The organism is Helicobacter cappadocius (assembly GCF_030688855.1).
Lineage (GTDB): Bacteria > Campylobacterota > Campylobacteria > Campylobacterales > Helicobacteraceae > Helicobacter_J > Helicobacter_J cappadocius.
Window position 1 is genome coordinate 256,106 of the sequence record NZ_JAUYZK010000001.1, and the last position, 20,102, is coordinate 276,207.

The 20,102-nt window shown below is 33.9% G+C and carries 21 protein-coding genes and 1 tRNA gene; 13 read left to right on the forward strand and 9 right to left on the reverse strand.

Translation table 11 applies throughout. The annotated features are described in order from the left end of the window. The first annotated feature begins 18 nt into the window (after positions 1-18). The gene (locus Q5I06_RS01175; RefSeq protein WP_305516372.1) at positions 19-1,110 is read left to right on the forward strand and encodes an alpha/beta fold hydrolase; all 1,092 of its coding nucleotides are present in this window, start codon (positions 19-21) and stop codon (positions 1,108-1,110) included. Between the two features lie 42 nt (positions 1,111-1,152). Here Q5I06_RS01175 and Q5I06_RS01180 read toward each other — a convergent pair whose 3' ends face one another. Together Q5I06_RS01180 and Q5I06_RS01185 are read right to left on the reverse strand one after the other, a co-directional pair. Further along, positions 1,153-2,532: an outer membrane family protein gene (locus tag Q5I06_RS01180; RefSeq protein ID WP_305516373.1), complete on the reverse strand. Its 1,380-nt coding sequence runs from the start codon at positions 2,530-2,532 to the stop codon at positions 1,153-1,155. Between the two features lie 247 nt (positions 2,533-2,779). Beyond that, positions 2,780-2,870: transfer RNA gene (locus tag Q5I06_RS01185), tRNA-Ser, on the reverse strand. A gap of 132 nt (positions 2,871-3,002) precedes the next feature. On the opposite strand from Q5I06_RS01185, the gene fabD reads away from it, so the two are divergent. The 6 genes from fabD to Q5I06_RS01215 all read left to right on the forward strand — a co-directional run bounded on the left by fabD (position 3,003) and on the right by Q5I06_RS01215 (position 7,145). Further along, positions 3,003-3,929 carry an ACP S-malonyltransferase gene (fabD, locus tag Q5I06_RS01190; RefSeq protein WP_305516374.1) on the forward strand — a complete coding sequence of 309 codons (927 nt, stop codon included), beginning with the start codon at positions 3,003-3,005 and terminating at the stop codon, positions 3,927-3,929. A 10-nt stretch (positions 3,930-3,939) separates the two neighbouring features. After that, a complete protein-coding gene (locus Q5I06_RS01195; RefSeq protein WP_305516375.1) occupies positions 3,940-4,641 on the forward strand; it encodes a 5'-methylthioadenosine/adenosylhomocysteine nucleosidase in 702 nt (233 codons plus the stop codon). A 2-nt stretch (positions 4,642-4,643) separates the two neighbouring features. Then, a complete protein-coding gene (locus Q5I06_RS01200) occupies positions 4,644-5,087 on the forward strand; it encodes a prepilin-type N-terminal cleavage/methylation domain-containing protein (protein WP_305516376.1) in 444 nt (147 codons plus the stop codon). Next, complete coding sequence (locus Q5I06_RS01205) at positions 5,068-5,496, forward strand: type II secretion system protein (protein ID WP_305516377.1); 429 nt, start codon at positions 5,068-5,070, stop codon at positions 5,494-5,496. The genes Q5I06_RS01200 and Q5I06_RS01205 overlap by 20 nt, the downstream gene beginning before the upstream one ends. A 129-nt stretch (positions 5,497-5,625) precedes the next feature. Further along, a complete protein-coding gene (locus Q5I06_RS01210) occupies positions 5,626-6,540 on the forward strand; it encodes a DNA adenine methylase (protein ID WP_305516408.1) in 915 nt (304 codons plus the stop codon). Positions 6,541-6,542: 2 nt separating this feature from the next. Next, positions 6,543-7,145 carry a GIY-YIG nuclease family protein gene (locus Q5I06_RS01215; protein ID WP_305516378.1) on the forward strand — a complete coding sequence of 201 codons (603 nt, stop codon included), beginning with the start codon at positions 6,543-6,545 and terminating at the stop codon, positions 7,143-7,145. Between the two features lie 77 nt (positions 7,146-7,222). Here Q5I06_RS01215 and Q5I06_RS01220 read toward each other — a convergent pair whose 3' ends face one another. The 7 genes from Q5I06_RS01220 to Q5I06_RS01250 form a co-directional block, all read right to left on the reverse strand. Further along, positions 7,223-7,792 carry a YceI family protein gene (locus tag Q5I06_RS01220; protein WP_305516379.1) on the reverse strand — a complete coding sequence of 190 codons (570 nt, stop codon included), beginning with the start codon at positions 7,790-7,792 and terminating at the stop codon, positions 7,223-7,225. Between the two features lie 117 nt (positions 7,793-7,909). Beyond that, on the reverse strand, positions 7,910-8,752 hold the full coding sequence (locus tag Q5I06_RS01225; RefSeq protein WP_305516380.1) for an ankyrin repeat domain-containing protein: 843 nt from the start codon (positions 8,750-8,752) through the stop codon (positions 7,910-7,912). A 2-nt stretch (positions 8,753-8,754) separates the two neighbouring features. Continuing rightward, positions 8,755-9,243, reverse strand: a complete 489-nt coding sequence (locus tag Q5I06_RS01230) for an HIT family protein (RefSeq protein WP_305516381.1) — start codon at positions 9,241-9,243, stop codon at positions 8,755-8,757. 8 nt (positions 9,244-9,251) lie between these two features. After that, complete coding sequence (locus Q5I06_RS01235) at positions 9,252-10,736, reverse strand: Mur ligase family protein (RefSeq protein ID WP_305516382.1); 1,485 nt, start codon at positions 10,734-10,736, stop codon at positions 9,252-9,254. Between the two features lie 11 nt (positions 10,737-10,747). Continuing rightward, the gene (locus Q5I06_RS01240; RefSeq protein ID WP_305516383.1) at positions 10,748-11,020 is read right to left on the reverse strand and encodes an acylphosphatase; all 273 of its coding nucleotides are present in this window, start codon (positions 11,018-11,020) and stop codon (positions 10,748-10,750) included. Continuing rightward, on the reverse strand, positions 11,017-11,730 hold the full coding sequence (locus tag Q5I06_RS01245) for an alpha/beta fold hydrolase (RefSeq protein ID WP_305516384.1): 714 nt from the start codon (positions 11,728-11,730) through the stop codon (positions 11,017-11,019). The genes Q5I06_RS01240 and Q5I06_RS01245 overlap by 4 nt, the downstream gene beginning before the upstream one ends. Then, positions 11,730-12,791 carry a D-alanine--D-alanine ligase gene (locus tag Q5I06_RS01250; protein WP_305516385.1) on the reverse strand — a complete coding sequence of 354 codons (1,062 nt, stop codon included), beginning with the start codon at positions 12,789-12,791 and terminating at the stop codon, positions 11,730-11,732. The genes Q5I06_RS01245 and Q5I06_RS01250 overlap by 1 nt, the downstream gene beginning before the upstream one ends. Positions 12,792-13,018: 227 nt before the next feature. On the opposite strand from Q5I06_RS01250, the gene Q5I06_RS01255 reads away from it, so the two are divergent. Genes Q5I06_RS01255 through Q5I06_RS01280 form a run of 6 tightly spaced genes read left to right on the forward strand, consistent with a single transcriptional unit; the run spans position 13,019 to position 20,096 of the window. Then, complete coding sequence (locus tag Q5I06_RS01255) at positions 13,019-14,185, forward strand: hydrogenase small subunit (protein ID WP_305516386.1); 1,167 nt, start codon at positions 13,019-13,021, stop codon at positions 14,183-14,185. Between the two features lie 10 nt (positions 14,186-14,195). Next, on the forward strand, positions 14,196-15,932 hold the full coding sequence (locus Q5I06_RS01260; protein WP_305516387.1) for a nickel-dependent hydrogenase large subunit: 1,737 nt from the start codon (positions 14,196-14,198) through the stop codon (positions 15,930-15,932). Between the two features lie 12 nt (positions 15,933-15,944). Beyond that, entirely contained in the window at positions 15,945-16,643 is a 699-nt protein-coding gene (gene cybH, locus Q5I06_RS01265) for a Ni/Fe-hydrogenase, b-type cytochrome subunit (RefSeq protein WP_305516388.1), read from the forward strand. Further along, entirely contained in the window at positions 16,640-17,176 is a 537-nt protein-coding gene (locus Q5I06_RS01270) for a HyaD/HybD family hydrogenase maturation endopeptidase (protein ID WP_305516389.1), read from the forward strand. Before cybH ends, Q5I06_RS01270 begins: the two co-directional genes overlap by 4 nt. Continuing rightward, positions 17,176-18,840, forward strand: a complete 1,665-nt coding sequence (locus Q5I06_RS01275) for a hypothetical protein (protein ID WP_305516390.1) — start codon at positions 17,176-17,178, stop codon at positions 18,838-18,840. Before Q5I06_RS01270 ends, Q5I06_RS01275 begins: the two co-directional genes overlap by 1 nt. An 8-nt stretch (positions 18,841-18,848) precedes the next feature. Then, positions 18,849-20,096, forward strand: coding sequence for an EAL domain-containing protein (locus tag Q5I06_RS01280; RefSeq protein WP_305516391.1), 1,248 nt, complete (start codon positions 18,849-18,851; stop codon positions 20,094-20,096). Positions 20,097-20,102: the final 6 nt, after the last annotated feature.

Genomic DNA, 20,102 nt, shown 5'->3' on the forward strand with positions numbered 1-20,102 from the left:
ACTTTCAAAGGAGTTTTTATGTATAGATTTTTTAACATAGGTTTTAAGATTATTGTTTCTATTTTCAGTGTAGTACTTATAACTCAAGCTTTATATGCAAAAGATAGTCCGAGTATTGATAAGTCTCTAGGAGAAAACCCTGACGCATTTTTGATTTTGCAAATCCCAAATAATGATCAAAAAATATCAAAACTTGCCATTGACAAAAAGGCTTACATCAAAATCAATGGAATACAACAATATATTATGATTAAAGGAGAAAATCTCAACAATCCTGTGCTTTTGTATCTGCACGGAGGACCTGGACTTTCTGGAATGGGAAAAGAACCTTTGATGCGAAATTTGGAAAAACTCTACACTGTTGTGTATTGGGATCAAAGAGGGACTGGGAAAACATATGAAAAAAATCACAGCTCAGATCAAATAGATCCAAAAAATAAACCCACCATAGATAATATGATTGAAGATACTAGGCAAGTGGTACAATATCTTAAAAAAATATTCCATAAAAATAAAATAGCCATATTGGGGCATAGTTGGGGGAGTGTTCTTGGAAGTGAATTTGTTTTAAAATATCCTGAAGATGTTTTGTATTATATAGGTGTGGGACAGGTAACAAATGCGATGGAAGATGAGAGGATTGTTTATGAACACTTATATGATATTGTAAGCAGGAGTGGAAATAAAGAAGATTTAAAAGCATTGAATAAAATTTCCAAATATCCTTATTTCAAAGATGAGAATGAAATTTTTAAGGACCTCATAATGGTGCGTACTTTACAGGCGAAATATAAAATCATTAATACTGATATTAAACCAACAGCAAAATCTCAAAAAAGCTATCACAAAAATGGACCCATCTACAGTAATATCTATAAATATATGATGGGTTTTGATCTCTATAAAACCACTGATTATAAAATTCCTGTGTATTATATTTTGGGAATGCACGATTGGCAGGTTCCAACGGTGAATGCGATTAAATATTTTTATAAAATCAATGCTCCAAAAAAAGAGTTATTTTTAATTCCAAATGCAGGGCATAGCACAATGACCGATCAGCCTAGAGCGTTTTTTAATGCTTTAAAAGTTATTTTAGAAACAAAATAACTCATATTAAGGTGCTACTCTTGATGCACCTTAACTTATAAGCTATTTTAGAAAGTTGTATTTCATATATATGGCTAGATAGCTTCTATCTGAAGTGTTTCCGGGATTGTTTGGAGAGGGTGGAGCATAAGATCCTACTTGGTAGCCAGGTTTTGTTTCATTTTTAAAAAATTCTACAAACGCTCCTACTAAAATCCCTTCTTTTTTGAAGTTATATGACCCGCCTATTCTTATGGCTTGTTCATTAGCTCTTCTTGAATAGGTCAATCTACCCAAGACTGACCAGTCAAAATCTTTTATATGCCCACCTCCAAATAAATAGGGAGTGAAAGCATCTGCACCAATGGTATTGGATACTGATTGTCCGATGTCATATACGGAGTTATCCCAAATATCAATCATCAAGACTGTGTTGCCCCTATTGCCTAAATAACCATTAGCATTTCCAAAATTTTTATGAACACCAAGACCAATATTATAAAAACTGATTTTGAAAGTTTGTGTGAAATCTACTGAGACGGAGAATTTATCATTGTAGTTTCCATATCTAAGTTTTCCCATAGCATTTGGACCAGAAAAAGGGGTAAAGATTAGAAACCTTGTGTCTGATCCCCAGCCTTTTTGTGCTAGAAATTCAGGACTAGTTTCATATGAAACTTTGAGAGATGGGATATAGTATAAAGTGGGATAAAAATAAAAATTTGGACGAATGGTTAGACCATTTTTGCGATAATCCATCCCGATAAAATACATACCCAAGTTTGCTTGATAGCCTTTTTTAGTTGTTATAGAATAAGGTGAATACCAGTCATATATCCATCCAGCCCAAGAGGCATTTGCTCGACCAAAACTCGCCTCAAAAAAAGCTCTAAAATCTTTGTATTTAAATACCAAATCTAGCCCTTGTGTGTATGAGGAAAAAAGATCAGCATAAGAGTTAGAGGCAACAGGGTATCTTCCTCCCCAGAATTCAAAAAATTCAGAGTTATAATGCAAATAGGTTGTGGGAAAAAGAACATTATGAGTGAATTTCCCCGCATCTAGCTGTCCATAAGGAACATTTCCAAGATAACCCACCCAATAACCAACATAATTGTAGGCAAACCCATCAGGAACATACAAACTTCCATCAGCTGTTCTATCTGATTTTGTAGAATCATAAAGTATTTCTCCTGCTGTACCGGAAAATCCAAAATCAAGAGATGAAGAATTACCCTTTAGAAGTTGCATATTTACGCCTAAAAATACAGACAATGCACTATAACTTTCAGTTGGAAAGATACCCTTACTCGCATCAATGTATTTAGGATTATTGATATTGAAACCTTTTTTATTCCAAGAACTTATCCAGCCATCAAATTGATAATCAAGCGAGAGAGCAGAGGAAATCACCATTGCACATAGAAGGAAAATTTTACACATATTTCATCCTTAATATTTGTGTTATTCGTTTATATTCTAAAGCAAATCAAAAAAAAACGATAAAATAAAGATTTTTTTGAATATATTTTTATGAGATATGTTACAAAAAGTATTTTTATAAAAGTTTTTGATACATAAAGTTACATTTTATTTTTGAGAAAACCTAGATTAATGTCTTAATAAAAATTCTTTGGATTTAAACATGCAAGAGATAATTTAGTATGAAGAATCTTTGAGGTTACGAAAATGGCGGACAGGGAGGGATTCGAACCCTCGGTAATCTTGCGACTACGCATCCTTAGCAGGGATGTGGTTTAAGCCAACTCACCCACCGGTCCAACGAAAATAATATTGTATTGATCCATTATTGGAAGTGTAATTCTAACTGAACGCATTAAAAAAATCAAGTAAAATATGTTAAAATTCTCACCTCAATTAAATATTCCAAAATATTCAAACAAAGGTCATCTATGAAATATGCTTTTATTTTTCCTGGTCAAGGAAGCCAAAGTATCGGCATGGGCAAAGAGTTCTACGATAACTTTAGCGTAGCCAAAGATCTTTTTGAGAGAGCCTCTCAAAGTATCAAGGTGGACATGAAAAAATTATTATTTGAAGAAAATGATCAAATTAATCAGACCGCATTCACACAACCTGCTATCTTTTTGGTGAGTTATGTTGCCCATACAATATTTCAAGAAGAATGCTCTTTGTTGCCAGAAATTGCACTTGGGCATTCATTGGGAGAAATTAGTGCTTTAAGTATCGCAGGAGCACTTAGTTTTGAAAACGCAATGATTTTAACTCACAAAAGGGGAGAGTTGATGCAAAAGGCTTGTGAGGGTAAAGATGCTGGAATGATGGTTGTAGTCGGGTTAGAGGATGAAAAACTTCAAGATTTCTGCACAAAAGAACAATCTGAGGGCAAAAGCATCTGGTGTGCAAACTACAATGGAGATGGACAAATAGTTCTTGCCGGAACAAAAACAGATTTAATGGCAGCAGAATCTAGCATAAAAGAAATGGGGGCAAAAAGAGCATTGCTTCTTCCTATGTCAGTGGCTAGTCACTGCCCTATTTTGACAGATATTTGTGGTGACTTTAAAGTGTTGCTAGATGAATTATTGAGCGAGAATTTTTCTCTAAGTGTGCTTTCAAATGCAACAATGGAAGCTTATAATACAAAACAAAGAGCGATTGAATTATTATCTGATCAGCTTGTTAAACCCGTGCTTTATAAGCAATCTATCAGAAAGCTTAGCAACGATGTGGATATGTTTATAGAATTTGGTCATGGGGGAGTGCTAAAGGGACTAAATAAGAGATTGAGTGAGAAAACCACATTAAATGTGGCTAATTTGCATTCGCTCAATGAGGTCATCACTCAGATAAAATAAAGGAAAACATATGAAAATCGGTATTATTGGTGCAATGCGTGAGGAAATTACTCCTTTACTTGAGATATTTGGCAAATATGAAGAATTCAGCTTAGGGGGCAATCGTTTTTATTGTATTTCCTATAAGGATTCTCAAATCTTTATCGCTTATAGCAAGATAGGCAAGGTGCATTCTGCTTTAACTGCTTCAAGCATGATATTGCATTTTGGATGTGAAAAAATCATTTTCAGCGGTGTTGCTGGAGGATTGCGAAGTGATTTGAAGGTAGGAGACTTGATGATTGCTACTAAACTTTGCCAACATGATGTAGATATTACAGCTTTTGGACATCCACTTGGGTTTATTCCAGAGAGTAAGGTGTATGTTGAGACAGATGCAGAGCTTAATGATATTGCACGAACTGTGGCAAAAAAACATGACACCTTGCTCAAAGAGGGCATCATCGCTTCAGGAGATCAATTTATTGCTAGTGGTCAAAAGAAACAATGGCTTATTGAGAATTTTTCTGCTGATGCAGTTGAGATGGAGGGAGCTTCTGTAGCTGTTGTGTGTGATTTGCTGAATGTACCTTTTTGTATATTCCGATCTATTAGTGATAGTGCAGATGGAGAAGCAGATGTGAGTTTTGATGAATTTTTAGATAGTTCTGCACGCGTTTCGGCAAACTTTGTCAAAAATATGGTAGATACTTTATTAAATATAGGGAAATGAAGATGAGGAATGCATTTAGTATGATTGAGTTAGTATTTGTCATTGTTATTATTGGTATTATTGCTGCTATTGCTATACCTAAGCTTTCTGTCACTCGAGCAGATGCACAGTATGTGGCAGTGCAGAGCGATATACAGACAATTTTGAGCTCTATTCAAGCTAAAAGTCTCACTGAAGATATTGATTCTAGTACTCTTAATGGTGATTTTATAATGGAAACAGCGGGTCTAAATCCTACGCGATGGATACCCACTGCAAACGGAGTGCGTTTAGCAAAAGATGGAGCAGTAGATAATAAAAATAACTGTGTATTGATAGATTTTTCTAGCAATACACTTGATGTAAAGATTGATAAGACTATTACTTCACCTTTGTGTCAAAAACTCGCACAAATTTATACCAAACCAATTACTATTTCATTTGGTAATGGTAGCATCAAACTCTAACGCATTTAGTTATATAGAGCTAGTGTTTGGAATTGTGATTTTTGGGGTTATTTTGAGCTTGGCAGTGCCAAGACTTAGTTTTAATTCCAAAATCTGTAATATTACTCTAAGCACTAGGTTGGCTACTGTTCAAAATGAGCTGTCGCTATTATTTACGCAATCTCTTTTTTCTCAAAAAAAGATAACTAAGAATGAAATTTATTTGGTATTATCGCATCTCGAAGAGGAAAATACTTCAAAATGCTCTATGAAATTCGATACCAAATCCAATAGTATTTTTGCTGTTTCTGGTGAGGAAAGTGTGAAATTTTCTATCTCACCCAAAGATTTCTCTACTAATCCAAAAATATCCTGCCCTCTTGTCAATAGATTATGCAAGAAATTGAGTTACAAGAGAAAGCAAAAATAGATATTTATCAAATAAATTTTAGAGCTTTTATCAGTGTGTTATAATTAACAATCTATATAGCTAAGGTGTAAAATTTTAATGTCAAGATATCTCAAAACTCCAACTCTCTTTGAATCAAATTTAAAAGAAATGGATCTCAAAGAACGGAAAAAATATTTTTTAGATACTTTAAAGGGCAAAACTCTTGCTTATAAACGTTATAGCAGAAGTCCGCTTCGTTATGGTGGTGGTAAATCCCTCGCGGTAGGTTTGATTATCGAGCATTTTCCTAATGAACTCAAAAGACTTATCAGTCCTTTTATGGGTGGAGGAAGTGTTGAGATTGCTAGTGCTTTGGAGCTGGGTATTGAGGTTAAGGCTTTTGATATTTTTGATATTTTGGTGAATTTTTGGCAGGTTTTGATTGGGGATTGTGAAAGACTTTATGAGGAGCTTTTGAAGTTAGAGCCTGTAAAAGAAGTGTATAAAGATATAAAGATTGAATTAAAAAAACACTGGGATAAGGAGATCAGCTTAGATTCAATAACACTAGCTAGAGACTATTATTTTAACTTTAATCTGAGCTATGGACCTGGTTTTTTGGGATGGATGAGCAGTATTTATGAAGATAAAAATCGTTATTTAAAGGCATTAGAAAAGATTAGGGATTTTAAAACTAATAATTTAAAAGTAGAATGCCAGAGTTTTGAGTATTCTTTTCAAAAATACCCTGATGACTTTTTTTATCTTGATCCTCCTTATTTTCTTGAGGGGGATTCTAAAATGTTCAAAGGAATTTATCCCCAGAGAAATTTTCCTATACATCATAATAATTTTAATCACCAACTTTTAGCTGATTTATTGAAAAATCATAAAGGTAGATTTATCTTGAGTTACAATGATTGTCAATGGATAAGAGATAAATATAAAGATTTTAAAATCTTAGAGCCCCAGTGGCAATATACAATGGGGCAAGGCGAAAAAAGAATTGGCAAAAATAGAATCATTAGAGGGGATAATCACAATATCAAAAAATCTCATGAATTATTAATTATTAAGGAATAAATATGAAAATTACCCAAGTGAAGACCGCTTTTAAAATTGCTGATGTAGAATTTGTGCAAGGTAGCACGAAACTGAATTTTAATTATCTAAAAGAGCTAAAAAATCAGAATGGAAAAATTCTTCCTCAAAAAATTATTACAGAAAATCTAGCTAGAGTTTATCTTATAGTGGTTGATGGAGAGATTAAAAAAATAGGTGGATCACAAGCTAGTGGCGGTATTAAAAGTACTTTAAATATCTATCAAGATGGCGGAATAAAGGGAAGACCAAGTATTAGAAGTTACGGGATTTGGTATTTTTTGTATCATACGATTTTGAGTGGAAAAAAGATTGAGTTTTATATGATTTATCAGGAGAATTTTGAAAAAGATATTAAAGGACTTTTTGGACTAAAAAAGGTTAAAGAAGCATATATTAGTTATAAGTTAATCGAACGGTGTTGTATTGAAGATTATCTAAATACCGAAGATGGAAGATTTCCTGAATGGAATGTTCAAGAACAGGGTATGGACTGGCCATTAAATATAAAAGATGATCATGCTCAGCTATTGAATAAAAGCTCTCGTCGCAAAAAGACAATTAACCGCAAAGAAGTAAAAGCGTAGAAATAAAGCCTTCAGATAAAAAATAATTTATGATTTGATAGGGCGAATTGGTAGAAAACTACCAATTCTAAAGAAAATTATTTGATGTCTGCTTGGAAACCGATTTCTACTTCTGTATAGGTTTGTTTGCCATGAAGTGCAGAGACCATTTTATCTGTAGATAGGGCTACATAAGAGTTGTTGAGATTAAAATCTTTGGACATATCTATTTTGCCTGAAGCTTTGAATTTGCCATCAGTTAGAGTGTACTTCATAGGCACTTCTTTGGTTATGCCATTGAAAGTAATTTTTGCTGTGATTTCACCGCTAGAATCATCACCACTAATTTTAGTCACCTCCGCTTGTATTTTGGAATCTTTTAGTTTGGCTATAAAGGTTCGATGAATGTTGCCATCTCTTGTTTTGTCTTTAGTATTTTCTTTGCTGAAATCCGCTGTTGCTTTTGCTTTGGACATAATATCAGAAATGCTGCCTTCTGTTTTTACAAAGGTAAAAACAGCACCATCAATAAATCCAGGCACCTTTGTTTTATTTTTGAGCTTATAGCCCACGAAATAGACCTTTGCACTTGCAGTATCGATTGTAAGTGCGTTTAGAGAGTGGCCGAATATACTTACAAAAGTAAGTGCTAATAGAATTCTTTTCATTGATTTTCTCCATTTATTTATAATGATACTCGTTATTATAATATAAAAATTGATAATTTACGCAACATTTATTCAAAACATTTTTTATTTTTTATATCAAGATTTCAAGTGAGAGAATTACCACACCTGAACATCTATACGAGTTGTTTTATACATACTTTTGTTGCTACCGTTAATAGTGTATTCTACCGCAAAACCATATTTAATCTTTGCCATCCCTGATCGACTGATAGAAATGCTTTTATATGCGTCTTTGCTTATGGGTAGTGATCCAATATTAGCTGAAGCATTTGGTGGCAGAGTTCGATTGAACTGTGATTCTGATACTAGATCTCCATCAATATATAAAGCAGCATAAGTAATGGTTACAAAATCAGGTGTAAGATTTGCTATAGAAAACCCTACAGAACCTTGAGAAACCCTAAAAGCACTTGATGTAAGTAAAATATTTTTATCACCCAATCTCACAGCCGGTACGCTCACGCGTGATAGTATATAACGTGCAGGGGTATCTCCATTGTTATTTTCAATATACATATCCCCGCCATATTTCATTAAGAGTGCAATCATATTATTATCTTGTCTAGATACAGCATAGTGAAGAGGAGTATTCCCTCTAATGCTATCTTTGATATTAGGATCAGCACCTTCTTTTAAGAGAACTTGTGCGAATTTTAGATTACCAAACTGAACAACTTTGTGAAGTGCTGTTTCGCCGTGCGAGATGGCATTTACATCTGCTCCACGATTGATGAGTAGGTATAAAATATCCATATTATTTTTTCTAGATGCATCATATAAAGGAGTGCTTCCACGCAAACGAGAGTTTACATCAGCCCCAAGATCAATACCCTTTCTAACATCTTTGTAATTATTGCTAAACAAAAGATAATCATATTTATTAGCATAGGCAACCGAGATTAAAAGACACAATATGCACAACGAATAAATTTTTTTCATTTTCACTCCTTGAAGTATTTTTGAGCTAGTTTTTTAATTTTTTCATACACTATATCGAAATCTACTCCATAGGTTCTACCCTCTGCAATAGTGGTGAAAAAATTTGTATCCCCAATATATCGAGGAAGTATATGCAAATGGATATGTTCAGGAATCCCTGCACCCCCTGCTTTTTTGATATTCATACCGATATTAATTCCACTAGCTCCATAATCATAAAGTAGCGATACGGCTTTTTGCGAAAGTTTATGTATGTGTAGCCAATCTTTTTGAGAAAGTATGTCTGGGCTGTCTGTATGAAAATGTGGGATAAGCATAAAATGACCTGGTGTGTATGGATAACGATTCATTACCCCAAAAAGAATCTCATCGCGATAAAATACCCGATTTTCAATATCAAGTTCTGGATGTTTGCTTATATCGCAAAATACACAACTATTGTCTTTTGAACCAAAGTATTCACTACGCCAAGGAGAGTAGATTCTATCCATCTGCTTTCCTAAATGTAGCTTGGAGCATCATTAGCAAAAAGTATCAAATCTTCTTGCTGGGTGCTAGCTTGGAGGATATTTTCTAGTTGAGCTTTATCTTTGAGAATAATCTTTTGAGGTTTTTGGATATATGCAGATAAGATCTTCGAATTTAATTCCCCTGTAATAATGACAATATCAAAAACCTTATCAATTTCTTTTGCAAGAGCAATATTAGATTCTGCATCGCTTTCAACCAATCCAGGTGTGACGATTATTTTTCGCTTAGGATAGAGGCTAGACAACCTTACAGCTTCAAGCATACCTTTTAGATTCCCATTAAAGCTATCATCAATGATGATTTTTTGATTTACATTTAACAGATTGAGACGATGAGGTGTGGGCTGGAGTTTAGAGACAGACTTTTGAATATCGGCAATAGGGATTTTTAGAGCATTAGCCAACACAATCGCCACGCTGATATTATCTACATTGAATTCCCCTAAAACTTTGGTTTCAAATAGATACCATTCTTTTTGTAGTTTTATCTCAAATGATGTGCCCTCCAGTGTGGCAGAAATATTTCTTATATCATCTGGATAGGGCTGTATAAGAGATTTTTTATCTCCTGATATATACTCAGGTATAGGATTTTTTTCATAAACAAAAGCTTTCTTTAATCGTTTGGATTCTAGGAGTTCAAGTTTGGTTTGCAGAACATTATCAAAAGTCTTAAAATATTCAATATGTTGGTATCCTACCTCACCTATAATAGCATATTGTGGTTGTAGCAATAGAGCTATTTCTTTAATATCCCCAGATTGCCTCGCACCTGCTTCGGCGATATAGATATCTGTGCCAAAATCAAGATTTTTATTAATATCATCAATAATGCCCTTGAATGTATTTACACTTCTTGGAGTTGCATATACAGTGTATTTGTTTTGAAGAATTTGATAGAGAAAATTTTTGATACTTGTTTTTCCAAAGCTCCCAGTAATTGCTATGATTCGTAGTGATGCCATCAGGGCGAGTTTATCTTTTGCCATTTGAGTGTAGCGATTCAAAAGTAATATTTCATAAAGTTTTGAAAATATGCAACCAAACAGCAATGGCAAAAGATATAGGAAACGTAGACTTGGATTGAAATCTTTTGAAAGGATAGTCAATATTTCATTGAAAAATACAAATGCGAAACAGATGACAAAAAATCGTAATACCCTCTTAGTGAATACCAGCTTTTTATCAAGCTTGAATGTCCATATTGTTAGCAATGGTATTTCGACAATATATAAATACGCATAGAAAATCATATTTTGGGCATAAAAACTAGATATAAGAAACACACAAATAGGGATTACAAAATGAAGAAAGTGCCATTTTTGTTTGTGGTGCTTAGTGATTACACGATAAAGACTGTAGTTATACCACTGTAGATTGGTAATCAAGTAATAACTAATACAAAAAATAAAAATCCACCTTGAAACAATATCAAGAATTTCTAACCAACTCATACCCGCCCCACTTATTTAATGATTTCAAAACTATCTGATAAAAAACCATCGATGATGTGAAAATCTACACTCTCAACTTTTGATCTTGAAGGCCCAACTTTGAGAATAGAAATAAATTTTTCAATATTTTCTTTTTCCCCATATGCGAAGATTTTTACACTTCCATCTAGTTGGTTTTGGGCTGAACCTACGATATGGAGTTGTTCGGCTTGTGTTTTAGAAAACTTTCTAAAACCCACTTTTTGGACAATGCCTGTGACCGTTATTTCGATAGCTTGTTTCATCGCCCTTCCTTGTGATATTGTTCGTCTATTATTTTGGCCTGTTTGAGGAAAAAATAATGATCACCCTCTAAGACAAAAAAATGATTATTTGGTATTAGGGTTGAAATTTTTTCACCACACCATAATGGAGTAGCACTGTCACTTCTGCCCCAAAATACATAGGCTTTTTTGCAAAAATGAGCGTATATATTACTAAAATCTTCATTTACAACTTGTTTAAACACTTCATACATAGCTTCATTTAGGTTTTCAGCATCAGCACTACGAAGTTTAGATGAATTTATCCCTAGAGTTTTGAAAATTTTAGCAAGAAAGATTTTAGTCTTAACTCTTAAAGATTTTTGTATAGGGATTCCTGCAGAGCTTAGTAGAATGATTTCATCGCTATTACAGAGCAAGGCAACCTTGCCACCAAAACTATGTCCCACAATAACATTTATTTTAATATCAAATGAAGCGATGAATTCGTTGGTGATTTGAGCGTAATCTTGGGTTGATATAACTACAGAATTGGGGCTATTTCCAAATCCAGGCATATCTAAATAGTAGTGATTGAAATCTTTAAAACTATTTTTAAATGCAAGTTCCATCAATTCTTTATTGCTTCCCCAGCCATGTAAAAAAAGAATATTTTTAGAGCAGTGATGATTTAAGAATGTATAGGATAATTCAAATTCATTGCCTCTGTAGCAAATCAGTCTTTTTGCCACTATTTGCCTTTTGCTCTTTGAATTTTGTCTATATATTGATAAGAAATTTTGATAGCTTCTTTTTTGGGCAGATATGAGCTAAGCTCTAATAGAGTATTTAGAAAATTATCAAATAAATAATTTGCCCCACTCCCAGGAATAGGATTGATTTCATTGAGATACACTTCATCTTCAATCACAAAAAAATCACACCTTATCAATGCTCCTTCAAATTTATTGACATAAATTTTTTTGAAGGCATCTTTGATTTTTTTTTCTAAATCTTCGCTAATATCTGCCTTCCTGACTTGTTCTGTTCGAGAAAAATCAAGATACTTATTCTCAAAGTCCAGCAAATCTTTTTTTTGAGGCTCTTCAATGATAGAAAAAATATATTCATCATCACTATTATTGCCATCAGCAATTTTGCAACCAGCTAGATTATATTCTTTGACTCCCTTTATAAAAGGCTCGATGATGATTTCTTTATCAAATTCAAAGGCACTATCAATAGCATAGGAGATTTCATCTGAAGAATAGATAACCGATACTCCAATAGAGCTTCCCAATCGTGAAGGCTTGACAATCAAAGGAAATTCCCCATTTATTTTTCTAGGACTATGTTTTTGAAGCATTTCAAAAGGAAGCATTTTAATACCCCTTTCTTTTGCGTATAGCTTTGTAAGGTATTTATTGAAACTAAGTACGCAACCTTCAAGACGCGGACCGATGAAGGGTATTTTATAAAAGTCCAAAATACTAGCTAATGTTCCATCTTCTCCATCAGCTCCGTGTATAAGATTGATAACTATTCCAAGTGGAATGGATTTCTTTTTCAACAATCCTTGCGAAAAAAAACTTCCTATGCCGACATAGAGTTCCTTGCATTTTTTGTATTCACCAGAAGAAAAAAATGTTGATTTCATACTTTCAGAAGGGATCAAATAAAATCGATGAGAAGAGTCTAAGAAAATAAAGCCTTCTACATTTTTCTCACCCAAAACCTTTTTGAGCGAAATCGCACTCACAATGCTGATTTCGTGTTCCCAACTCAGTCCTCCAAATAAAATGCTGAATTTCAAATCCAACTCCTCTTTGTATTATCGTTTTTGGTATTTGGTGCGAGTTTATCTAAAAAATACTTAAAAATCATTTCTTGAAATTGTAATCACGATGTTATCACGAGTTTATTTTAGTAATATTTTAACTTCTACATTGTTTCTCATTTTATTGTTTTGTTGGGAAAAAAATTATATAGTAACTAATGGAAACGATTTCAAACTAACAAACACGACGCAAGGATAATCTTATGGAACAACAAAACAAAGACAAACGTCTGTATCAACAAATTTCCCAAAGGCTTCAAAAACTCTCAAAACTCGCCGCTCACAATGAGGATAAGGACCTTGTTAAGGAGATGAGTAAAAAAGGCATCGATAGGAGAGACTTTATGAAATGGGCAGGGATGATGACTGCTACATTAGCTCTTCCTGCTAGTTTTGCACCTCTGACCGCAAAAGCGGCTCAAATAGCCAATCGTATTCCTGTGATTTGGCTACATATGGCAGAATGCACGGGTTGTAGTGAGAGTTTGCTTAGAACCGAAGATCCTAGTATCGATAGTGTTATTTTTGATTATATTAACCTAGAATATCACGAAACCATTATGGCAGCCTCAGGTTATCAGGCAGAGCAAAATCTTAAAAATGCCATTGAAAAGCACAAAGGAAACTATATCTTGATGGTAGAAGGGGGGATTCCTCAAGGAACTGAATATTTTCTCACCATTGGAGCAGATGGGCGCACGGGAGCTCAAGAATGTAGAGATGCCGCAGAGGGAGCGGCAGCTATCTTTGCTATAGGTACTTGTTCAAGTTTTGGAGGGGTTCAAGCAGCCTATCCAAATCCTTCAAATGCAAAACCTTTGAGCAAGATTATTAATAAACCTATCATTAATGTGCCTGGTTGTCCGCCAAGTGAGAAAAACATTATAGGAAATGTGATGTATTTTATCATGTTTGGGACATTACCCGCTGTAGATGCCTATAATCGTCCGACTTGGGCATATGGTCATAGAATCCATGATCTTTGCGAGAGAAGAGGGCATTTTGATGCAGGAGAGTTTGTGCAAGAGTTTGGAGATGAAAATGCAAAAAATGGTTATTGTCTCTATAAGGTTGGATGCAAAGGACCTTATACCTTTAATAATTGTTCTAAGCTTCGTTTCAATTCACATACAAGTTGGCCTATACAAGCAGGACACGGTTGTATAGGATGTTCAGAGCCAAATTTTTGGGATACAATGAGTCCTTTTGAAGAACCTATTGGAAACCGATTGTTTCATACTTCTTATGATGGCATAGGTGCAGACAAGACTGCCAATACGATCGGAACGACCATATTGGCAGCAACAGCAGTTGGAATTGCTGCTCACGCGGTGATTTCAAGTTTTGTAAAAAAAGAAGATGAGCAATAAGGAGCAAAACATGACAAAACGAATAGTAGTAGATCCAATCACAAGAATAGAGGGGCATTTGAGAATAGAGGTGATTGTAGATGAAAATAATGTAATCCAAGATGCTTTTTCTTCATCCACTCTTTTTAGGGGGTTGGAGACAATTATCAAAAATCGCGATCCTCGAGATGCTGGTTTTATAGCACAGAGGATTTGTGGGGTTTGTACCTATTCTCATTATAAAGCTGGTATTAGTGCTGTTGAAGATGCATTGGGTATCACACCTCCTTTGAATGCACAGCTAGTGAGAAGTTTGATGAATATTGCTCTGATTTTGCACGATCATGTCGTGCATTTCTATACCTTACATGGACTTGATTGGTGTGATATTACCTCTGCACTCAAGGCCGATCCAGCAAAGGCCGCAAAGATTGCATTCAAATACACAGATTATCCTTTATCAGCAGGTGAAGATGAACTTAAAGCAGTTCAAAAAAGAGTGAGTGATTTTGTTAAACAAGGTGCTCTAGGACCTTTTAATAATGGTTATTGGGGACATAAAACCTATCATTTTTCCCCCGAACAAAATTTAATTGTTCTCTCGCATTATCTAAAACTTCTTGAAATTCAAAGAGAGGCCGCAAAAATGACAGCTATTTTTGGGGCAAAACAACCTCATCCTCAAAGCCTTACTGTGGGGGGAATTACTTCTGTAATGGATGTGTTAGATCCTACTAGACTTGCAGAATGGAAGTCCAAATTTGAAAAAGTTGCTGATTTTGTTAATCGTGCTTATTGGCCTGATCTTATTATGGCAGGGAATGAGTTCAAAAATGAACAATCTGTTACAAAAGGTTGTGGATTGACAAATTTTATTGCACATGAAGAGATTCTTATTGGCAAAGGACAAAATCTCTTGAGTTCGGGTATTGTGCTTGATGGCGACATCAGTAAATTAATCCCTATTGATGAAAACCTTATCAAAGAAGAGGTTACTAATTCATGGTATACCTATGAAAACACAGAGGAAACTCAACTTCAACCCTATGATGGACAAACCAATCCAAAATACACAGGCTTTAAAGATGGCCAAAGTATTGGTCCTGATGGAAAACTCATTGATACAAAATTACTTGATTTGAAAGGGAAATATTCATGGATCAAGTCTCCTAGATATGATGGGGTGCCTATGGAGGTCGGACCTTTAGCAGCTGTTGTTGTTGGACTTGCAGCAAAAAATCCTTACATTACACCTGTAGCTACTAGGTTTTTAAAGGAATCAGGATTACCATTAAATGCTCTTTTTAGCACACTTGGAAGAACTGCAGCTAGATGTATTGAAGCTAAAGTAATAATAGATAATGGTTTGAAAACCTTGGATGCACTGATAGAAAATCTGAAGTCCGACAAAGAAACTTGTGCTCCTTATGTGATTGATAAAAATAAAGAATATAAAGGCAGATATATAGGTCAAGTTCCAAGAGGAATGTTGAGCCATTGGGTGAGAATCAAAAATGGCGTAGTTGAAAACTATCAAGCTGTCGTTCCTTCGACTTGGAATGCAGGTCCAAGAGACTCAAAAGGTCAAAAAGGACCTTATGAAATGAGTTTGATTGGCACAAAAATAGCTGATATTACAAAACCTTTAGAAATTATTAGGACTATCCACTCCTTTGACCCTTGTATAGCTTGTTCTGTGCATTTAATGGATGCTAAGGGAAATAAAATCAGTGAATACAAAGTAGATCCTGCATTCGCAAGAATCTAAAGGAGGGCTAAAATGAAAAACTCAATCAATTCAGGCAAAAAAGATTTCCAAGCTTATGAGGAATTTTCTGGTCTAACTAGGATATTCCACTGGATAAGAGCATTTGCTATTTTTGGGTTGATGTTCACAGGTTTTTATATTGCCTTCCCATTTTTACAAGCCGAACCTAGTTCTACGCCCACACATTTTTTACAAGCCTATGTTAGGAGTTGGCATTTATTCTTGGGATTTGCACTTATTGGAGTGTCTATTTTTAGACTTTATCTTTTTATATTTGATAGGCAAAGTCATCCTGAAAGGATTTCTTTTGCAGCTTGTCTCTCTCCTAAAATATGGATAGATCAGATTAAGGTCTATTTATTTTTAGGAAAACATCCACATATAAAAGGTGCTTATAATCCTCTGCAGTTTGTAACTTATTTTGCTTTGGCTTTACTTGTTTTGATTATCTCTATTACAGGGGTTGTCTTGTATTACAATGTTTATCATAATGGCTTAGGTGCTATTTTGCAAACTTTTTTTAAGTGGTTTGAAGTGATGTGTGGTGGACTTGCAAATGTGCGTTTGATTCATCATATTGCAACTTGGGGTTTTGTTATTTTTATTCCGGTACATATCTATATGGTTGTGTGGAATTCTTTGAGATATCCAAATGGCGGGGCTGATGCTATGATAAGTGGAATTAGATATAAAAAAGATATAAAAATTTGAATATCTTAGTCTTAGGTATAGGTAATATTCTTTTTGGAGATGAAGGAATAGGCGTTCATCTCTCCAATCTTTTAAAACTCAATTATACTTTTAGCGGAGAACATCAGGTTGATATTATTGATGGTGGGACTATGGCACAAATGCTTATTCCTATCATCACTTCTTATGATAGGGTTCTGATACTTGATTGTGTCAGCGTGGAAAAAGAACAAATTGGAGAAGTGTATTATTTTGACTTTGATAATGTACCAGATTGCATTACTTGGGCAGGGAGTGCTCATGAGGTTGAAATGCTTCAGACACTCAAATTAACACAGCTTTTAGGAGATTTACCTCCTGTAAAGATTATTGGCATTGTTCCAGAAGTCATAGGTGAAGACACTGCATTCAGGTTATCTAGCGAAATTTTGAAGGGTGCTGTTTTGGCGGAAAAATTAGCTATCAAATATTTAGAAGAACTTGGAGTTCAGGTTCAAAAAACAGATTTTAGAGACCTCCAAGACATTGCTAATTTTTCCTTTAAAGGCTATTGATGATATTTGAATTTGTTTTTTCAGCCTCTAAGGCTATTTCTTGCAATAACGGATTCATATCTATTTTGCACACCAAAGCCCAAAATCGGGCATTAAGATTTGCTGATAAATTTCAGAACTCACAAAATAACACTTTGTATTCATTTTTTATTGATTGCGATCCCAAAGATGCTTTGGATTTTGCAGATGAGATTTCAAAAACTCTACCTTCATCCATCTGGTTTAATTTTATAGAGCTTAAAAATCCTGAAAATCCGGGCATCAAAAAATGGCATAAAGTTTCTACTAGATCTGTAGATTTTTTGGATGTTTTGACGACAAAAGACATATTAGATAGTCAATCTTCAAAATTTTGCGATGTATTCAAATGGGTGAAATCCATAGAATTTTTGGGAAAACCTATAGACGATGTTTTTAGCCTCAAACATAGCTTAAAAGATATAGCTACTAGGCTCAAAAATGCTGAAAGTGTGAATATAAAAACCTCCAGAGGGATCAAAGAGTTATCCATAAATTCCAAAACTTCAGATGTTATGTTTTGGGATATTTCAAATCTTTTTACTTATATGCGTGTGGATAGGATTCAGTCCGAAGTTTTAGCTAGTTATGAAAAACCAAAGATGAAACTCTGTCCTAAAGAAGTTTTTACTCCATCCTTATTGCAGAGCGAAGAAAATTTTGAGCTTAAAGCTAGTCTTCCTTTTGATCTAGTGTTGTCACTTTTGGGTATATTTGCTCTTGAACTTGAAATTGGCTATGTTTTTTTGAAGGATGTTAAAAAATCTCAGATTTGTTTGAGTTATGAATGCTATAATATTGCTAAGGAACAAGAGATTGTTGTGAGTAAAGATGGAATCATTATTGATACAACGATTTCAAAAAAATCTAAAAGTATCCTTGATATTATTGATAAACATTTTGAAGATGAAATACCCAAAAAAAATACGCATTCAGATGAACTGAATGGATATTCCAAAAAAAGTACTCCTCCTTTAAATCATCAAAAACTCATTGTATTTTTAAGCAAAACTCACCCGACAAATATTCTTATCAAAGATGATAAAAACATAAAATCCCTTTTTCCTATCCAATATGATAACAATCCAAAAAACATTCTTGATAATATCAAGAAAAATTATAAAAGCGGAGATAAATTGATTGCAAATTTTGAGAAAACTTTCCCAAATCTTTTCTCAGCTATTAATTCTCTTTCAGATAATCCTAGTGAAACAAACAATCTCATTGATATATTCTCGAGTGCTTCGTATATATTAGGCTATACTTCAGAATTTAATACAAAAAATGAGAAGATACTCAACAATGCAAAAAAATTTCTTCGAGACAAGGGGCCTAGAATAGATTTTAAACTCCAAAAGATTGGTGATGAGGTCTGTTTGGATTATCCTAAGATATTGAGATCTTCGATGAGTTTCAGGATAGCTGGACTTGATGAGGCGACTTTGAGTTATGGTTTTGTAGATTCTATGGCGGAGTTTTTGGGGAATTTTGTTCGAGATGCGACGATGAATTTCAATATAAAAAGAATTTTAATTTGCGGAAATATGCTAGATGAGAAGATTTTTTTAGATAAAATTTTACACTATCTTCCAAAGAATATAGATCTTATGCTCCCCAAAGAGGGGTATATAGATTATAAAAGCTAAGGCCCATTGTGCATGTAAATAATCTGGATTTTATTGAAAATCAAACAAATAATGCAGATACTTTTATCAAAGAAGTCTATAGCGGAAAGGTTACAAACCTCGCTATCATCGAAGTAGAGAATTTTAATGGAATAGGCATTGTTTATGGGATTAAAGCTGTTATCGAAATGATCGGAAACTTTGCATTACATGCGAGAAATTTTTTTTCTAGCGAGTATGAAATATATACTTTGGGTTTTGGCATGTTTGCGATTACCACAGATTCTAGAGTTTTTCTTAACCCATTTGTCGATAAAGTTAACAGTTTCAATGATTTTTTTATCAAACACGAATTTTCCATCAATAAAAAAGTAAAAATTTCTTTGGGTCTATACATAGGAATATCTTCAAAATATACACTCAGAGGGACTTTTAAATATCGTTTTGATGTCTTAAAAGAGGCTTTTTGTGCTTTATTGGACACAAAAAATTCGCATCAGCATTTGATTGTCTATAATAAAACCCAAACTAGTCTCAAAGACATTCAAGAAAATATCAAAATCACCAAGCTAGTCTATCAAGCTTTTAGTGAAGATGTTTTGATACCTTATTTTCAGCCTATTGTTGATATTAATACTGGAAAAATTTTTAAATACGAAACTCTCATTAGAATCCACACAAGCAAAAATGAAATATTTTATCCCAAGGATTTTTTGCAAGTGCTCAAAAAAACAGCTATTTATTCCCGTGCTATCAAGCAAGTTATAAAAAAATCCATTAATATTGCTGTTTTAAAAAACATCAATATTACGATAAATCTCGGGATGATTGATATTGAATATACAGATATTGCTCAATGGCTACTTGAAGAAATACAAAAAAATAAATTAGGTGAACGTATCACTATAGAAATCACAGAACATGAGAGGAGTAAAAATTTTTCCTCTCTTGTGGAGTATTTTAATGCAGTGCGAAAAACCGGAGCACAGATTGCACTAGATGATTTTGGTTGCGGTTATTCAAACCTTGAAATATTAATGCATATTCCACTAAATTTCATCAAAATTGATGGAAGTTTTGTTGTAAATATTGATACAGATAAACATAAAGCACAGATTGTCTCTGGGATTGTCAAATTTGCAAAAGCACTCAACATACAAACTGTTGCTGAATTTGTTAGTACAAAAGAAATCTACAACAAAGTCAAAGCGTTAGGTGTAGATTATGTGCAGGGATATTTCACAGGAAAACCTATAAAATTTGATGAAATATGTTAAAATCAC

What these genes read in the sequence shown, in the direction of transcription:
- Q5I06_RS01175 (WP_305516372.1), top strand. Translation starts at nt 19, where the DNA reads ATGTATAGATTTTTTAACATAGGTTTTAAGATTATTGTTTCTATTTTC.
- Q5I06_RS01215 (WP_305516378.1), top strand. Translation starts at nt 6,543, where the DNA reads ATGAAAATTACCCAAGTGAAGACCGCTTTTAAAATTGCTGATGTAGAA.
- Q5I06_RS01220 (WP_305516379.1), bottom strand. Translation starts at nt 7,792, where the DNA reads ATGAAAAGAATTCTATTAGCACTTACTTTTGTAAGTATATTCGGCCAC.
- cybH (WP_305516388.1), top strand. Translation starts at nt 15,945, where the DNA reads ATGAAAAACTCAATCAATTCAGGCAAAAAAGATTTCCAAGCTTATGAG.
- Q5I06_RS01235 (WP_305516382.1), bottom strand. Translation starts at nt 10,736, where the DNA reads ATGAGTTGGTTAGAAATTCTTGATATTGTTTCAAGGTGGATTTTTATT.
- Q5I06_RS01260 (WP_305516387.1), top strand. Translation starts at nt 14,196, where the DNA reads ATGACAAAACGAATAGTAGTAGATCCAATCACAAGAATAGAGGGGCAT.
- fabD (WP_305516374.1), top strand. Translation starts at nt 3,003, where the DNA reads ATGAAATATGCTTTTATTTTTCCTGGTCAAGGAAGCCAAAGTATCGGC.
- Q5I06_RS01200 (WP_305516376.1), top strand. Translation starts at nt 4,644, where the DNA reads ATGAGGAATGCATTTAGTATGATTGAGTTAGTATTTGTCATTGTTATT.
- Q5I06_RS01225 (WP_305516380.1), bottom strand. Translation starts at nt 8,752, where the DNA reads ATGAAAAAAATTTATTCGTTGTGCATATTGTGTCTTTTAATCTCGGTT.
- Q5I06_RS01180 (WP_305516373.1), bottom strand. Translation starts at nt 2,532, where the DNA reads ATGTGTAAAATTTTCCTTCTATGTGCAATGGTGATTTCCTCTGCTCTC.
- Q5I06_RS01205 (WP_305516377.1), top strand. Translation starts at nt 5,068, where the DNA reads ATGGTAGCATCAAACTCTAACGCATTTAGTTATATAGAGCTAGTGTTT.
- Q5I06_RS01255 (WP_305516386.1), top strand. Translation starts at nt 13,019, where the DNA reads ATGGAACAACAAAACAAAGACAAACGTCTGTATCAACAAATTTCCCAA.
- Q5I06_RS01195 (WP_305516375.1), top strand. Translation starts at nt 3,940, where the DNA reads ATGAAAATCGGTATTATTGGTGCAATGCGTGAGGAAATTACTCCTTTA.
- Q5I06_RS01230 (WP_305516381.1), bottom strand. Translation starts at nt 9,243, where the DNA reads ATGGATAGAATCTACTCTCCTTGGCGTAGTGAATACTTTGGTTCAAAA.
- Q5I06_RS01240 (WP_305516383.1), bottom strand. Translation starts at nt 11,020, where the DNA reads ATGAAACAAGCTATCGAAATAACGGTCACAGGCATTGTCCAAAAAGTG.
- Q5I06_RS01275 (WP_305516390.1), top strand. Translation starts at nt 17,176, where the DNA reads ATGATATTTGAATTTGTTTTTTCAGCCTCTAAGGCTATTTCTTGCAAT.
- Q5I06_RS01210 (WP_305516408.1), top strand. Translation starts at nt 5,626, where the DNA reads ATGGATCTCAAAGAACGGAAAAAATATTTTTTAGATACTTTAAAGGGC.